General features: G+C 53.4%; 11 protein-coding genes. All 11 read right to left on the reverse strand.

Annotation, left to right across the window (positions count from 1 at the left end; all coding sequences use genetic code 11):
* Window positions 1-129: 129 nt before the first annotated feature.
* Window positions 130-1,095 carry an AAA family ATPase gene (locus ACFPMF_RS01085; RefSeq protein ID WP_379840575.1) on the reverse strand — a complete coding sequence of 322 codons (966 nt, stop codon included), beginning with the start codon at window positions 1,093-1,095 and terminating at the stop codon, window positions 130-132.
* A gap of 126 nt (window positions 1,096-1,221) precedes the next feature.
* Window positions 1,222-2,583 (reverse strand): peptidylprolyl isomerase, encoded by a 1,362-nt coding sequence (locus ACFPMF_RS01090; protein ID WP_379840576.1) that lies wholly within the window; start codon window positions 2,581-2,583, stop codon window positions 1,222-1,224.
* Window positions 2,584-2,683: 100 nt separating this feature from the next.
* Entirely contained in the window at window positions 2,684-5,011 is a 2,328-nt protein-coding gene (locus ACFPMF_RS01095) for a peptidylprolyl isomerase (protein WP_379840577.1), read from the reverse strand.
* Window positions 5,012-5,151: 140 nt separating this feature from the next.
* Complete coding sequence (locus ACFPMF_RS01100) at window positions 5,152-5,835, reverse strand: hypothetical protein (RefSeq protein ID WP_379840578.1); 684 nt, start codon at window positions 5,833-5,835, stop codon at window positions 5,152-5,154.
* 10 nt (window positions 5,836-5,845) lie between these two features.
* The gene (locus ACFPMF_RS01105; protein WP_379840579.1) at window positions 5,846-6,184 is read right to left on the reverse strand and encodes an avidin-fold protein; all 339 of its coding nucleotides are present in this window, start codon (window positions 6,182-6,184) and stop codon (window positions 5,846-5,848) included.
* Complete coding sequence (locus tag ACFPMF_RS01110) at window positions 6,184-7,263, reverse strand: agmatine deiminase family protein (protein WP_379840580.1); 1,080 nt, start codon at window positions 7,261-7,263, stop codon at window positions 6,184-6,186. Before ACFPMF_RS01110 ends, ACFPMF_RS01105 begins: the two co-directional genes overlap by 1 nt.
* A gap of 268 nt (window positions 7,264-7,531) precedes the next feature.
* Entirely contained in the window at window positions 7,532-8,035 is a 504-nt protein-coding gene (locus ACFPMF_RS01115; RefSeq protein ID WP_379840581.1) for a hypothetical protein, read from the reverse strand.
* A gap of 118 nt (window positions 8,036-8,153) precedes the next feature.
* Complete coding sequence (locus tag ACFPMF_RS01120; protein ID WP_379840583.1) at window positions 8,154-9,191, reverse strand: Ppx/GppA phosphatase family protein; 1,038 nt, start codon at window positions 9,189-9,191, stop codon at window positions 8,154-8,156.
* Between the two features lie 110 nt (window positions 9,192-9,301).
* Window positions 9,302-10,327, reverse strand: a complete 1,026-nt coding sequence (locus tag ACFPMF_RS01125; protein ID WP_379840584.1) for a hypothetical protein — start codon at window positions 10,325-10,327, stop codon at window positions 9,302-9,304.
* A 165-nt stretch (window positions 10,328-10,492) separates the two neighbouring features.
* Entirely contained in the window at window positions 10,493-11,209 is a 717-nt protein-coding gene (locus ACFPMF_RS01130) for a hypothetical protein (protein WP_379840585.1), read from the reverse strand.
* A gap of 190 nt (window positions 11,210-11,399) precedes the next feature.
* Window positions 11,400-13,028, reverse strand: a complete 1,629-nt coding sequence (locus ACFPMF_RS01135; RefSeq protein WP_379840586.1) for a hypothetical protein — start codon at window positions 13,026-13,028, stop codon at window positions 11,400-11,402.
* Between the last annotated feature and the right edge of the window lies 1 nt (window position 13,029).

Below are 13,029 nucleotides of genomic sequence, written 5' to 3' on the forward strand. Positions count from 1 at the left end.
CGGAAAAATAAAATCGATTTACTGAGTGGTTATGAACGAATCCGGTTTTCGGCGCTCAGGCATTCAAGTTTGCATGGAGTTGATCCGGTCCACTACCGTAAACCGGATACAGAAAACCGTAAACGGTCTTTACAGCAGTCGTTTGATGAGGTGATCCACCGTAATGCCTTCGGCTTCGGCCTTGAAATTCCGGACGATCCGGTGGCGGAGAATCGGGTACGCTACCGCCCGCACATCCTCGATGTCCGGAGAATATTTGCCGTTGAGCAGGGCGTTGCATTTCGCGGCCAGAATCAGGTTCTGCGAGGCACGCGGCCCGGCGCCCCATTCCAGGTACGTATTGGCATCGGGCGAAGCCAGTTCGGTATTCGGGCGGGTTTTGTGAACCAGTTTGACGGCGTATTCGACCACATTGTCGACCACCGGAACCCGGCGAACCAGGTGCTGGAACGCCGTAATTTCGTCGCCCGAGATCACTTTCTTCACCTGATACCGCTCGTCGCTCGTCGTGGATTTAACGATATCCAACTCGGACTGGTACGACGGATAATCCAGGAAAACATTGAACATAAACCGGTCGAGCTGGGCTTCGGGCAGGGGATAGGTTCCTTCCTGTTCGATGGGGTTCTGGGTGGCCAGAACGAAGAAGGGGCGATCGAGCGGGTATTTCTGACCGGCAATCGTTACGGCGTATTCCTGCATGGCTTCCAGCAGCGCCGACTGGGTTTTGGGCGGAGTCCGGTTGATTTCGTCAGCCAGAATGATGTTGGCAAAAACCGGCCCTTTGATGAATTTGAACCGGCGCTCCTGATCGAGCGTTTCGGAACCCAGAATATCCGACGGCATCAGGTCCGGCGTAAACTGAATCCGGTTGAAGCTCAGGTCGAGGGCGCCCGCAATGGTCTGAATCAGGAGGGTTTTGGCCAGGCCCGGCACGCCCACCAGCAGGCAGTGGCCCTGACAGAAAATAGCAGTCAGCAAAAGCCGTACGGTTTCTTCCTGTCCGATAACGACTTTTGAAATTTCATTTTTTAATTTTTTATACGCTTCATTCAGCGCTTCAGCAGCCGCAACGTCAGAATTGAATTGTACCACAAGCAGTTAAGGGTTAAGAGTTAAAAATTAAGAGTTAACACAAAGCCTCCGATGCGGTCGAAGTTAAGAGCCATGAGCTGTTTGCGCAGCGTCCATTTACTTTTTAACTCTTAACCCTTAACTGCTTTAGGGACCTTCTGTTTTACTGGTGCCAAATATTCGACAACTCTCGTATTCCGGATCGACGTTGATGTAGACATCACTGACAGCTTTTTTGAACCATTCGTCGATGGCTTTATTCTTTTTGTTGACCAGAACAATGTTGGCAATCTTCTCGTAATCGTCTTTGAGGCTGGCGGTATGGGGAGCCACTTTCCGCTTGTAATACAACAGGCGAACGGCGCTTTTACCATCTTCCAGCCGGTAGTCCAGCGGCCGGCTGATCGTTCCCACGGCCATCGTGTCGAGCGTCATATACAGGGTATAATCCATGTTCTGATCGTGCGGCATGAGGGAACTGTTGGTTTGCGGGTCGCGAATGACCCCACCGGCATCGGCGGTGGCTTTGTCTTCGGAAAAGTCTTTGGCGGCTTTTTCGAATTTGATACTGTCGGCTACGATCATTGTCCGCAGGCTGTCCAGAAACCGCCGGGGCTCGGTCAGGTCGAGCCGGTTGTAATCGGGCCGGAGCAGAATGTGTTTGGCGTGGTATTCCGCCCCCCGCACCTCGATGAGCTGGATCAGGTGAAGACCAAATTCCGATTCAACGATATCCGACATTTCACCCGGTTTCAGCTTCAGAGCGGCTCCTTCGAACTCGGGTACCATCTGACCGCGCTTGGCAAAACCAAGGCTTCCGCCTTTCTGGGCGGAGCCCACGTCCTCCGAAAATTCGGTCGCTAATTTTGAAAAGTCCTCGCCTTTCTCCACGCGTTCTTTCAGGCCCAGCAGGCGTTTCCGAAGCTCATCCCGCTGTTCTTTGGTAACTTTCGCCAGCCGGACGATGTGGCCAATTTCCACTTCCGCCGGAATATACGGCAGGCTGTCGGTCGGAATGGCGTTGAAAAACTTCCGGACATCATTCGGACTGATCTTTACCTCATCCGTAATCTTGGTCTGCATCCGCTGGCCCAGCATCTGCTCTTTCACCTCCGAGCGCAATTCGCTTTTCAGGGCTTCGATGCTTTTTCCGTAGGCTTCAACGAGGTTTTTCTCCGAGCCAAACTGCTGAATCATATACGACATCCGGCTGTCCATCTGATTGTCGATCAGCTTGTCGTCAACCGTGACGGAGTCAATTTCGGCTTTCGCCAGCAATACTTTCTGGACGACCAGACTTTCCAGAATCTGACAATCGGCCGGGGCTTTCTGGTTTTGCTGGGCGTAGGACTGGCGGGTCTGTTCGAGATCAGATTTCAGCACGAAATAATTATCGACTTTGGCAATGATCTTGTTCAAACTGACTCCTTTTCCCTGCGAAAAACCGGGCGATGCCACCAGAGCCAGCAACGCCGTCAGTGTACAAAATGAGAGAAGGCTTGATTTCATTAAAAACTTCATTCAGGTTTATTATCCAATATTACGTATTTCGGCAGGATTTATCGCCATGCGGTTTCTGCGAATGTGTTAAATGATGTTAAGAATCCGGCTATTTAGCCAGTTTCCGCACTTCCTCTTCATTCATCTGCACCGGATACTGCTGTTTCAGCCGATCCAGCCACTGCTTTTCCAGAAGGGCCTGATAATCATTGATGACCGCTCCCCGGGCTTCATCAAACGTTTTCAGCCGGGGCGCTTCAACCTGGTCAATCTTTACCAAAATTACTTTGCCATCGCGCCGGAGGGTCGTCTCTCCCGGCTGCCAGTTGACCGCATCCAGATACGGATTTGCTCCTTTGGCAAAAATACCTTCGGTCAGTTTCACCGCTCCAGGATCTTTCGCGTTCAGGATTTTCTCCACGTCCTTTTTGGACGTCGTGAACAGCTGAAAGGTCACGCGCCGGGCTTTGTCGGTCTTTCCCGACGTACCGGGCCGGAATTTGCCGTGATCTTTCTCCATAATCCGAACGATGGGAATCCGGTTGGCTGTCAGCAGGTTAACAATGGTCCGGATCCGACTGGCCGAAACCGTGTCCCGCTCCGTCGCGTCGGCCGAGCCGGAGACTTCGACTAGATAGTCCGGATTCTTGATCATCAACACAATCAGGTCAAACAGGATTTCCCGTTGCTTGGGGGTCAGGGTGGTTTGGTTGACGTTATAGGTCAATTCTTCGACCGACCGGCGGAGCTGGTACGGACTTCGGGTCAACATTTGCGACGCCTGTTTGAGGGTTTCGTCGTTCGACGCCACCAGCACCGACGCCACCGCCCGCTGATCATAGCGGTATTTCTCCTTATTGGCCTCCCAGTGGGTCCGCTGGCCGAGCGAGTCGGTCAGGGATTTTTCCCAGACGTTGATTTCCATCACCTGCGAAAGCAGCACCCCGTCGCGAATGTCGTTCATCAGCGCCCGGAATTCGGGATTTTTCTTCTCCAGCGCTGCTTCTTCCTGTTCGATCAGTTTATCGTCAACAAACCGTTTGAACAGGCGCTCCACCTGCACGGTCGCCGAGGCTCCCGGTCCCCGACGGGGTTGCTGACGGCGGAGGACGGTTTCCAGAAAATCGTTGGCCGTGTACGGTTGTTTATTGATCAGCACAATCGGTTTTTTATCAATGGCCGGGTCGAGCGTGGCGGGCAGCTTCCATTTTCCGGCCAGCAAACTGGTATCGACCAGCGCCAGCGTTTTAACCAGCACGTCGGGCGATTCAGTTACGGGGTACGTTTTGCGCAGCCGTTGCGCCAAGGCCTGGCGGACGATTTCGCCCCGGGTATCGGTCATTACCTTCTGCCGGATGGTTCCGGCCATCGATTCGAAGGATTCCAGCGGTTGCCGGTCAACCAGCCGGACGATATGCCAGCCGTAGTTGGTCTGAAACGGTTTGGAATAACTCCCGGGTTGCCTCAGGCTGTAGGCGGCTTCCTCAAAGGGTAACACCATCTGTCCCACGCCAAAGACGGGCAAAATTCCGCCGTTGTTGCGTGACTCCCGGTCATCCGAAAATTCTTTCGCCAGCAGCTCGAACGGTTCCCCTTTTTCCAGGCGGCTATAGGCTTCGTCGATCCGTGCTTTGGCGGCTTTTTGTCCTTCGTCGCCCCCGCCCGAAGCGGCTGCACTCGGGCTAATGCGCACCAGAATATGGGCGACCTGTACTTTTCCCCGACTGGGTCGCTTGTCGAGAACCTTCACCAGGTGATACCCGGAGCGCGACCGAACCGGCGCGGAAACACTGCCCACCGGCGTCGAATACGCAGCGGTTTCGATCGGATAAACCACCTGGAAAGCCGTTAAATACCCCAGGTTCCCGCCGTTGGTGGCGGCCGTCGGATCGTTGGAGTATTGCCGGGCGGCCGCCGGGAAATCCAGGCCTTCCAGCAGCTTTTTCCGAACGTCGAGCGCCTGCTGGTAAGCCGCCAGGGTATCGGCCGGGGCGGCATCTTCCGCTACGGCGAACAAAATGTGTGAAATATTGACTTCCTCCTTCAAATGTTCGTAGGCCTCGGCGCTGAGGTGTTCGATAACCTCCTTGTCGTTCAGATACGACTGGGCAAGTTGCTTGCGGTAAGTCGCAATTTCTTCCCGAAAACCTTCCGTGGTATCCCGGCCTTCCTGCTCGGCGGCCATCACTTTGAGTTTCAGGTTGGTATATAAATCGATGTATTCGCGGAGATCGGTCCGGCGCGACGAATCCCCGTTGATTTGGTTTTTGGTGAAAGACTGAAAAAAATCGTCCGTCGTAAATGCCTTATTGCCTAACCTTAAAATAACCGGTTCGGGGGCTTTGGTGACTACGGGAGCCGAGGGCTTACAACCCGCCAGCAAACCGATAGCCAGCAAAATACCCGGTGCTTTTTTTGAAAAATCAGTGGAAGTCAAAACAGGAATGGATTGTGTTGGATGGTTTGAACTGTGCTATCCAATTTAATACGGCATTAAATAAACGGGAAACCGGGGCGAAAAATTCGGATTACCCTTTTCCCGTGGTTTAATTTCTTGAATGTTGGATCTATCAATTTTTAACGACCAGCGGTCGGCTTTATTTTTAATCGTTTTAATTGAATATCATATTCAACCTGGTATTCAAACGAGTCGCGCAGATGTCGGCCCGAAAACCGGGCGGGCACGTGGATCACCGATGTCTGCTTCCTTTTCCGGGAATCGGTACTGTCGCGCAACTCTACGCTGCTTTGCCCCAGCACGTCGTCCTTGTCCAGCCGATCGGTCAGTTGAACACCCAGGCCCGCTGCGGTCAGGGCGGTGGTAACATACTTCAACGGGGTCAGCAACTCGGTGCCCAGTTCAAAAAAACCGGCGGGTACCTGAATCCAGCCGTTGATGTCGCGGATGCGTTTGATCAACTGCTGGGCCTTCGAATAATCATCGACTTCGATCAACACCAGCGAAGCCACCACTTTGCCTCCTTTCGGAACCGTCAGTTGAACCGGTGCCTGCTTCTCAAAGGAAAGTACGGCTCCTTTTTTTACGGTCTCCACTCCCCAGGCGCTGGAAGCCACACCAATCAGGCGGTTTTGCCGGTCAAACGCGGTTAGCGACCAGGTCATCATCAGCTCATCCCGGCGCGTAATGGTTTCCTCCAGGTTAATGGCTTTCAGGCTGTTTAACCGCATTTCGGCCGTCAGCGGTTTTTGGCTGGAACAGGCCGAAAGGAGCAGAATCAATACCCAAAAATACGCTTTCATTCGTTACAAATCAGGAAATTTCCTCAATAATCGATGCGCCCTCGGACCCGTCGCCGTTGGTCCAGCGCCAGCGTTCATGCAGCCGAATGCGTCCGTCGGCCAGCGTCTCCGGAGTGGAACGACAGATGCCTGTCCGAAACTCGCCTGCCGTATTCAGGTGCTGGTACACCATGTCCAATTCGCCATCCGCCAGCACCCTGGCGATAAGAGACCCCCTGACGACCGAACCGCCCCGGTAGTCGGCCCAAACCACTTCGCCCTCCTGGTGGTACCAGAAGGTGGTGGCTGCGCTGACTTCGCCGTTATCCGTATTGGCGACGGAGCGGAAAATTTTCTGATCGTACTGCATCAGTCGATGGCGGGTTCCTGCTGGCTGAGACAGTGAAAGGTACCTAAACCCCACACGATTTCGGTCGCATCGATGCCGACTACTTTCCGGGTCGGAAAACAGCTTTCGAGAATGTCGATGGCCGTTTGATCTTTCTTGCACCGGAACGTGGGCACGATGACCGCGCCGTTGGTGATGTAAAAATTGGCGTACGAGGCCGGTAATCGCTGACCCTCACTAAGAACCGGATCGGGCATCGGCAACTCGATGATGTTGAGTTGTTTGCCGTTCAAAAGCCGCATTTCCCTAACCTCCCGGTGTATATCCTGCAAAAACGGATAGTTCTCGTCGTTCGGATTCGATTCCGTGGCCACCATCACCGTGTCTTCGTTGACAAACCGTACCGTATCGTCGATGTGGCCGTCGGTATCGTCGCCCACAATGCCTTCTTCGACCCACAACACCTGCTGAACGCCGTAATAATCACACAGGTATTGCTCGATCTGCGCCTGCGTCAGGTGCGCATTGCGGTTTTGATTCAGCAGGCAGGCCCGGCTGGTCAAAACCGTCCCTTTCCCATTGAACTCGACCGATCCGCCTTCCATGACGATTCCCGGATTGACGTAGGGAAGCTGTCGGTAATGCGCAATTTCGACCGGAATCAGGTCATCGCGGTCGTAGGGGGGGTACTTGTCGCCCCAGGCATTGTAACCCCAGTTGACGATCATTTTTTCTTTTGAAACCGGGTTGATCAGAAACGCCGGGCCGTGGTCGCGGCACCAGGAATCGTTCGTCGGGTGGGGGAGAAGCGTGACCTTCGACAGGTCGACACCCGCCAGGAGTAACCGCATTTTCGCCGTCTGGATGACGGTTTCATTATGGGCGTTGATACACACCTGCTCGCTTTCGCTGATCGCGCGAATGAATTCGATGTAGGCCGGAAACATCTGCTCCTGCCGCTCGTTCGACCAGGAGGCTTCGGTATGCGGCCAGCTCAGCCAGGTCGCGACGTGCGGATACCATTCGGCCGGAAAGAAAAAACCGTTCTGGGCCGGGATGAAGTGCGGATTTGACGAATGGGGTTGCGATTGTATATTCATGCAATTTTTGGATCACACCACAAAACTACAAAATATGTCGGCATACGGGTTGCGAATCTTTCTAATGATCGGTTTGTTCGGACTGGTTTCGGGCGCTTTGGCCCAGGACCGGCGGTTGCGTGAAGCGGAACTGGATGGGCTGAAAACCTGGTATCCCCTTGCCAGACCGCTTCCTTCGGTCCGCAGTGGTGTGCGGGGACCGTATCAACCGGCCGGCGGTTTTACAGCAATTGACCCAACTTACCAAAGAACGGCTGCCGAAAATGAATTAGAATAATTTGCTCCAGGCAAACCGGATCAGGAGCAGCAATCCGACAAATCCGACAATGATGTAAACGAACGGAATGTACGTAACGGCGTAAATCCGGGTGCGGTCGATGAACCAGAGAATGCCAATGGCAGCCGCAATGAGCGTCATAAAACCGGATAGCTTTCCGAAACCGGGAATGTAGGAAAAAGGTAGTTTTTGCTTGATAATCATCAGGGTCGCCACCATCGTCAGGACGGGCAATACCTGCGTAATCAGGTTCATTTGCCAGATGCTTTGCCGCTCAAACAGGAAAAGGTAGACGTTAAGCGTGACGGCAAAAATGCCCGGAATGCAGGCCAGATAGACCAAGGTTGCGTAGACAAACCGCCACCGCCAGATTTCCTCCGCTTTTTCGCCCGACCACACGTTGACAATAAACGCCAGCGCCGGAATCGACAGCAGAAAAACCGTCAGCAGGGCGGGGTTGGACGAAACAAATTGAAAGAAATCCTGGAGCGTCATTGAAACGGTAATAACAATTATTTCGCGAAGTTAAGCGGAGTTATCAAAGTTGAGCGGAGCCTCCGTTAAACTCATTAAAACTCCGCTTAACTCCGCGAAATAGTATTCCAATATTGTATTACAATGTCAGCAAGTAACCAATGGTAAAGTTAGCATCCCAGTCGAAGACGAACTGGTCGCAGTTGGTGCCGTCGGCGATGGCTTTGTAGATGTTCACCCCGGCTTTGGTTTTGGCTTCCGTCGATTTGTACGCCGACGGCGCACTCAAAACCGTGTACCGTTCTTTTCCGTTGCGGACCTGTTTGGCCAGCTCGAACGGCACCCCGCCGATGATGAAGCAGGTTTTGCGGTTGGCCGACGGAATTTCCCCGGCCTTGGCTTTTACCTCGTTATAGACTTTGGTGTCGTCGTCGCCGTTCTGGAAATACTTGGCACCGTAGCTTTCGAGCGCGGAGGTTTGGCCGCCCTCTTTCCACGAAATCTTGGTGTTGCCTGACCCAATATCCACCACGAAGGCGTTGCTCTCAAAATCTTTCGGTAAAACCGACCGCAGCGCCAGCTTGCCTTCCTGCTCGGGTGTAACCGTATTGACCACGTAATTCAGGGATTTTAGCGCCTTGATAATTTTCTGGGTATTCTCGGCTTTCACGGCACCGGAGCTCACCACGAAGTGAATATCCCGGCCGGCGACCCCGAAATTCAGCATCTGGGCAATGTATTTTTTCAAACCTTCCCGGATGTCCTGATCGGTCGCCATATTTTCCAGCACGAGGCTGTTGCCGAATTCGGCTTTTTCAAGCTTCCAGTTTTTCCTGGGGTCAACGTTGATAATGAAGGAATTAAAGCCACTGGCTCCCAGTTCCACGACCCCCTTCAACTTGCCGTTTTCGGGGGCAGGTGGGGTGTAGTTAAATGTGGACCGCGAGCCACCGTTGTCGGTTGCTTCATTGTCCGACGACGAGCTGGTTGGCGTTTCGTCCGACGATTCGGACGAACCCGACGGCAGGGTCGGCGATTCCGACGATTGTTCGGAAGCCGGTTTTGAAGCGAATTTTTTCAGTAAATCGACTCCGCCGATGTATTTAAAACCGAAGTAAATACCGGCCAGAATCAGGGCCGTAATTAAAAGCCTTCCGGCTACGGTTAAGCGTTGCATAGTGTTATTGTAATTGAGTGGATGAGAGAAAGAGTGAAAGTGCGAAAGAGTGAAAGTGCGGGTGCGATAAGGCTGCTTTTGCGCTCTTTAATTCTTTCGCTCTTTCGCCATTATTCCAGCAGACTCCGGTAGCCTTCGTCTTTGGGTGGATTGATCGGACGGTTTTGCGGAGTGGCCGGTGTTTTGTCGTCCAGTTGAATCAGCTTGAAATCGCCGTGGTTGTAGGCTTCGAGCAGGGCCTGGCCTTTGTCCGACAGAATACCGTTCTGGATGTCCACCGAGTTGATGAAGTCCATCGACATATCCATGGCCCGCTTCATTTCGCCCAGTTTTTTGCTCATGTCATCCTGGATGTATTCCATCGATTCATCGAAGTAAAACTTCTTGTCGGGATCCCCTTTAAAAATGCTGATGGCCGTCCGCAGGGCATTGGAGCTTTCTTTAACGATCTGATATTCTGCTTCTTTCAGCTTGACCTTGATTTCGGTTTCCTTGATAATGTAGTCGGCACTTTTGTTGACCTTCTCCATGAATTCCAGGACCGTGCGCATGTTGCGCTGGAGAGGTTGCAGCTTTTCGTTCATTTCCTGCAAACCGGCCCCTTCGATGGTCGCCAGCTGGGCCGCTTCCCGCATGCCCGGCCGGTCGGCCATGTTAGTGGCTTTGTTGGCTTCGGCAAACTTCTGTTTGATGACTTCGTTGTTCTCGGCAATCTTCCGGTTCAGCTTGACCAGCTGGCCCGCCAGCGTGTCGATTTGTCCCTGCATCCGACGGCGTTTGTCTTTCAGGTCATTGACGTAGATCTTCATGATGGCAATCGGATCGAGTTCGATGACAATGCCGGTCAGTTTCCGCATCAGCGTTTTATACAGGAAGAAAACCGCCGTGCGAACATCCTTGCTGGTAAACAGAAAAATCAGAAAGCCGAGAACTGCCAGTAAACCGGCCAGATACAGCGTATTTTCAGTAACCTTGATCAGAAATTCGACGATCCGGTTAAAATAGACCAATCCCATGGCACCGATGGCGGCCAGAAAAAACAGCCCTACGATGCCTTCCGGGCGGCTCCAGAATGAGCGCTTGTCGCCGTCGTCGGTTCGGCCACCCACTTGTGAAAAATCAGGAGTTGATGCCATTTCTATCGTTTGAAGTTTAAGGTTTAACGTTTAAGGATATTGCGGTATGCGGTTTTCAGTTTATGGTATTCGAAAGGAGTGAACAAGCAGGGTATGATCCGTTTCAACTACGGCCTATGGTATCCGGCTGGCAACCGAGTTCCGTAAACTGAAAACCGTAAACGGTCACTTTATGTATTCGCCCAGTTTGAGCAGATCCCGCTTGATCTGGCCGATAAAGACGGCCAGGGTGGCTTCGTAATTGCTTTTGTTCTGGGCAATTTTCTGACTTTGCTCATTGATTTCGCCACCAATCTGGACCAGCCGACCGTTGTTGGTATCGATTTTCCGCTGGAGGTCCAGAATCTGTTTGGCAAGCTGTTCGTTTTCCGCCTGCAACTGATTCTGCTCGTTTGACAAGCCACCGACTTTCTCATTCAGGGCCGCATCCACGGTTTTCGAAAAAGCCGCCTGATCATTGTTCAGGGCCGTCAGGTATTGATTCGCCGAATTGATGAGCACCGAAACATCGCCCGAACCACCCATGGCCTTAAAACTGGCCCAGGCCGCCTGGTACTGCTGGTCCTCGCTCAGGTTGAGGTTCGACAGGTTTTTCAGCGTTTCCCGGAATTCGAAATAATCGGGACCCGGCTGGTTGGCCCTGGACAGCACCGTTGCAAAATGATCCACAAACTTGGTATCCACCGACCCCTCGGCAGGCGCCTGTCCGACGGGCGTTGCGGGCCCCGGACTGGTCGGCCGAACCGGTGGCGGGGTTGGCCCCGTGGAGGCTGGGATGGGAGCCGGTGCCGGTTGCCCGGTGGGGGGCGCGTCCTTGATAAAGAGATTCAGGATTTTTTTTCCGAAGCCCTCCAGCCCGGAAGTGGTTTCTTGTTCTGCCATCGTATGGTCGTTAAACGTGCGCTCTCGGATAAAAGACGGAACAATATTAGGTGGGTGCAAGATGATAAAATAACCGTTTTAAGCCAAACGGTTCCCTAATGGCCTGTAAGGAAAAAAAACGGGCCGAACTGCAAAGAGGAACACGAAAAACCGGCTCTACCGGTTTTTCGAAGAGAAGCTGGCAGAAAAATCAGGCTTTCTTGCGGGCTCCGGCGGTTTTGGGCATGGTGGCCCGGCCCAGATAGATCGAATCACCCGTCAGGTTGATGGTGCTGTAAAACTGATACCCATCGTCGACATACCGAACCATTACCTGCTTTTTTTCGCCGGTTTTCCCATACGGCTGCGTGGCTGCCACCAGAATCTGATTGCCATTGACAATGGCCCGAACAAACGGAACATCATGGGTTTTTAGCTGATTGCCGGTGTATTTGTACCAGGTTTTTCCGCCATCGACCGAGCATTCGGTTTGCTCATTGAGGTATTTTTCGCGGCCGTTGAACAGGTCGCCGTGGTGTTTGAACAGCCGCCAGAGGCCGTGAAGGTAGTGTTCGTAACAGGCATACACCCGATCGTTGCCCAATCCCTGCTGGTTGACATCCGCCGGCGTTGGCTGATCCGGTTTGAGGTCCGTCGCGTCGTCCCAGAACATGACACCGTAGGCACCCGTAAACCAGTAAAAAACCGCAATCCCTTCGGCAATGGCGGGCGGAGCGGCATTTTTGGCTTTTTCGCTGTTGGGAAAATCACGGCTCTGGGTATTGAACAGCCATTGCCACGCAATCCGTTTTTTCGGCGATAACCGCCTGTTGACTTCCTGCTCGTGCAGCAGAGCCGCCAGCCAATGGCGCGAACCGTCGTCGTTATGGGGGATGGAATAGTCAAATTCCGGGTATAGATAATAAGTGCCCGGCATCTGGAAATCAACGTAATCAGCCACGGTTTTTCCGACAATCTCGTCGGGCATCCCGCGTTGCCGCGACGTTGCTGTATGCTTGGCGGGCATGGCCCAAAGCCAGTCGGGCGCAGCGTTGAAATCGCGGGCGCTGGAATACCCGTATCCGTTGCGGGGAACCGGCGCAATGGAACCGACTTCGGTGTACGGGCTGAGCCACTGCCGCAGCGTTTTCAACATGAAAACGTACAGGTTGACCTGTTCCTGCCGGAGCAGAACATTGCCAACGCCTTCGTTTTCAATATCAAAATAGATTTTGCCGTACGTACTGCGTTTTTTATCGGGCGGGCAATCGCCGAAATTTACGCAGCCTCCGCTCAGTTCGAGCATGGCCCAGGAAACGCTGTTTTTGTAATTGTTATCCCCCCACGGACGGGTGTACCAGGTGTCCGGAGCCCGGTCGCTGGTCCGGGCCCAGCCGATATGGAAGGGAGCGTCCGCCAGATACCCCTGGCCGATGGTCAGCGCCCGTTGCGATGGTTTCAGCCGGCTCGTCCAGCCTTCCGGTTTGGGATTCCATTCGCTGCGGTATTCGTCGGGCGACATCCGGGTTTTATCAATCGACGAAAAGCCCCGCCGGAAGAGTTTGGACCAGTCCTGATTGACGTGGAGGTTTCGACCGGCCCCACTAAACGTGATGGATTTGGTGGCCGGTAAGGTAAAATCACCAACGACATCCGGATTCCAGTAGCCTTTTCGAGTCGTGGGGGTAAAAGCCTGCCGGGGCGTAGGATTCAGGGCCGTTTGCGCGGGCAATGCGCCCTGATGAACAACCACAACCGGCTCCGGGCCACGGGTGGAACGGGTATACCAATATCCGGCTCCCAGTGTTCCGGCCACCAGCGAGATCAAAAATAGCTTCATA

Source organism: Larkinella bovis (genome assembly GCF_042655385.1).
GTDB classification, from domain to species: domain Bacteria; phylum Bacteroidota; class Bacteroidia; order Cytophagales; family Spirosomataceae; genus Larkinella; species Larkinella bovis.

Excerpts from the sequence above, each read along its gene's own strand:
- ACFPMF_RS01090 (WP_379840576.1), bottom strand. The coding sequence starts at position 2,583 with ATGAAATCAAGCCTTCTCTCATTTTGTACACTGACGGCGTTGCTGGCT.
- ACFPMF_RS01100 (WP_379840578.1), bottom strand. The coding sequence starts at position 5,835 with ATGAAAGCGTATTTTTGGGTATTGATTCTGCTCCTTTCGGCCTGTTCC.
- ACFPMF_RS01105 (WP_379840579.1), bottom strand. The coding sequence starts at position 6,184 with ATGCAGTACGATCAGAAAATTTTCCGCTCCGTCGCCAATACGGATAAC.
- ACFPMF_RS01110 (WP_379840580.1), bottom strand. The coding sequence starts at position 7,263 with ATGAATATACAATCGCAACCCCATTCGTCAAATCCGCACTTCATCCCG.
- ACFPMF_RS01115 (WP_379840581.1), bottom strand. The coding sequence starts at position 8,035 with ATGACGCTCCAGGATTTCTTTCAATTTGTTTCGTCCAACCCCGCCCTG.
- ACFPMF_RS01120 (WP_379840583.1), bottom strand. The coding sequence starts at position 9,191 with ATGCAACGCTTAACCGTAGCCGGAAGGCTTTTAATTACGGCCCTGATT.
- ACFPMF_RS01125 (WP_379840584.1), bottom strand. The coding sequence starts at position 10,327 with ATGGCATCAACTCCTGATTTTTCACAAGTGGGTGGCCGAACCGACGAC.
- ACFPMF_RS01130 (WP_379840585.1), bottom strand. The coding sequence starts at position 11,209 with ATGGCAGAACAAGAAACCACTTCCGGGCTGGAGGGCTTCGGAAAAAAA.
- ACFPMF_RS01135 (WP_379840586.1), bottom strand. The coding sequence starts at position 13,028 with ATGAAGCTATTTTTGATCTCGCTGGTGGCCGGAACACTGGGAGCCGGA.